Source organism: Microcystis sp. M53603_WE2 (genome assembly GCF_030065435.1).
The window spans coordinates 1-2894 of sequence record NZ_JASJFF010000218.1; the positions used below are offsets into that span (position 1 = coordinate 1).

Sequence of the window (2894 nt, forward strand, 5' to 3'; positions counted from 1 at the left end):
ATGAATCAAAATCCAGACTTCTTGTCCCTCAAGTAGCCAAGCCTTATAAAGTTTGTCAGCGAAACGTTTTTTTGTCTTTGCTGAAGCGGTAATCCGTTTAAGTTCTTTTTCTAGGGATTCGGGAATTTTTGTCCAATCAATCAATTGGTGAACTTCGGGAAAAAAGAAGGATAAAAACGCTTCAAAATATTCGCTTAATGCTTCTTTCCAGGGTTCATCATAATTGGCGGTTGTTTGGTTCATTTGAGTTGTCCGCTTACTCTTAGGGGTGAAGCGCGATAGCGTAACGCACCGATTTAATGATAGAGGTGGTGCGTTACGGCGGCTTGTTAATTTTGGTTTTTTGACCGAATTGATAGCCGCAAATACGCACCCTAATGGATTGTTTAAACTGGATTGTTTCAACTGCGACCTCTTCCCATGATTGATGTCCTCAGCCAGTAGGGTGTGTTAGCGATAGCGTAACGCACCAATTTAATGATAGAGGTGGTGCGTTACGGCGGATTGTTAATTTTGGTTTTTTGACCGAATTGTTAGCCGCCTAACGCACCCTACGCCTACTTAATTAAACAAAGAAATTACCCACTGGAATGCTCCCTAAAGCTGGTAAAGTGCCAGTAAATCCGGTGATATTTATTAATAAATCATTGCTGGATTGGAAGCCAGCCGTGCTATCATTAATAACGAGGTAAGTTCCAGCTATTGCACCGGTTGTTACTTGCACTAAGGCTGCACTATTAATCCCTAATCCTTGATTACCTGTAGTCGCTCCATTGGCATCAGTAAATACCTGATTGACTAAATTGTCTAAAGTGGTAGCAGTGCTATCAGCAGCGCGACTGAAACTGCTAGGCGCACTCATAGCGGAACCACCTTGAGTTAATAAGTCGATTTTATCACTATTGATGGCAAAATCCGTGATACGATCGCTTGTTGATATGGGAGATTGGCCAAATTGGAAGACGAAGGTATCTGCACCTAAACCACCGGTTAAAGTATCAATTCCCGCACCTCCATTGATTTGATTATTGCCACTATTTCCGGTGATATTATTGTTACTGGCGTTACCTGTACCGTTAATATTATTAGTGCCAATTAGTTTGAGGTTTTCGACATTGTTGGGTAAGGTGCGCGTGAGACTACTTTGCCAAGTATCAGTAATGATAACTTCTCCTATTCCTCCTTCGGGGTTAATGGTAGCATTAACGGGATTTGACAGGGTTACTGTAAAAGCTTCATCAGGTTCATTAAGGTTATCATTGAGGATGGGAATGCTAATAGTAGCGGTGGCAGTATTAGCAGCAATGGTGATAGTTCCAGTTTTGCTAGTGTAATCTACATTAGCGGTAGCGTTAATGGGTGCAGTGGTATAGTTGAAGGTAATTGGTTGCGGGTTGGGGTTATCAACTGTGACGGTGAGGATGGCATGATTATCTTTACCTTCCACCACGGTGATGTCATTAATGGAGAGTTGCGAGGTGACACTGGTATCATCATCGGTAATTGTCCCCGTGGCTGCGTTAGGAGTACCTACTGTATAACCTGTCCCCGAAGCGAGGGTTAAAATAACAGTTTCGTTACTTTCTACTATTGTGTCAGCAGTGGGGTCAACGATTACAGTCGCAGTCGCTGAATTAGCCGCAAAGATGACACCCGTGGGAATAGAAGCGTAATCGGTTCCATTGGTTGCTGTCCCTCCAATACTGTAATTAACCGTTAAAGGATTGGTTGTGGAACCGGTACGAGTGAAGGTGTAAATGAGATTTTGTGTCCCATCTTCTGTCACACTACTGGGAGAAACCGCAAGAGTAATACTAGGGAAATCTTCCTCAGGAGCAATTGTTACAATTTGATCGGAAAATTGTAGTTTTTGAATGCCGTATAAATTGTCTATGCCATCTCGATTAGCTACTGAATCTGTTATCGTAAATACTCCTTGATTGCTAATCCATGAATACTGAGAGCGATTGCCAGAATAGACGGCAGTATCATCTCCTAAACCACCGTAGAGAGTATCATTCCCAGAACCACCTTCTAAACGGTCATCTCCCTGTTCTCCAAACAAAGTATCATTAGCGCGAAATCCTCTGAGGGTATCATTGCCTAAACCACCAAATAGTTGATCATTAGCAGACGAGGAAGAGTCAGAACCATTAACAGTCTGGTTGAGGTTAATTGTATTAAAGATAAAATCACTTGCCTGTAAGAGAGTCGGATTAATGCCATTGAGTTTTAGCCGAGATTGATAACCGTCAAAAAAAGTAGTGATTAACGCATTATTTTGGCCATCATTACTAATTAGTAATTGTAGGGTAGCCCAATCACTCAGGTTCAAGCTACTCACATCAATTTTGTCCTGTCCCTGCACAAAATCCATCGCTACATCACTGGTGTTTGTGTTTAGAGGGTAGGCAAAGTTAAAGACATCATTACCTGTGCCACCGTAGAGAGTATTATTCCCAGAACCACCTTCTAAACGGTCATCTCCCTGTTCTCCGAACAAGGTATCATTGCCACTGAATCCTTTCAAGGTATCATTGCCTAAACCACCAAATAGTTGATCATTAGCATTAGACGAGAAAGAGTCAGGACCATTAACAGTCTGATTGAGGTTAATTGTATTAAAGATAAAATCACTTGCCTTTAAGAGAGTCGGATTAATGCCATTGAGTTTTAGCTGAGATTGATAAGCAGCCAAAAAAGTAGTGATTAACGCATTATTTGGATTTGGGCCATCATTACTAATTAGTAATTGTAGGGTAGCCCAATCACTCAGGTTCAAGCTACTCACATCAATTTTGTCCTGTCCCTGGACAAAATCCATCGCTACATCACTGTTTTGATAGTAGGCAAAGTTAAAGACATCATTACCTGTCCCACCGTAGAGAGTATCA

The 2894-nt window shown here is 41.6% G+C and carries 1 protein-coding gene and 1 pseudogene; both read right to left on the reverse strand.

What is annotated here, in order from left to right:
- Positions 1-243 (reverse strand): annotated as a pseudogene (locus PX481_RS04730) (hypothetical protein); the annotation flags it as partial.
- A gap of 322 nt (positions 244-565) precedes the next feature.
- On the reverse strand, positions 566-2824 hold the full coding sequence (locus PX481_RS04735; protein WP_288093816.1) for a Calx-beta domain-containing protein: 2259 nt from the start codon (positions 2822-2824) through the stop codon (positions 566-568).
- Positions 2825-2894: the final 70 nt, after the last annotated feature.

Excerpts from the sequence above, each read along its gene's own strand:
- PX481_RS04735 (WP_288093816.1), bottom strand. The coding sequence starts at position 2,824 with ATGGATTTTGTCCAGGGACAGGACAAAATTGATGTGAGTAGCTTGAAC.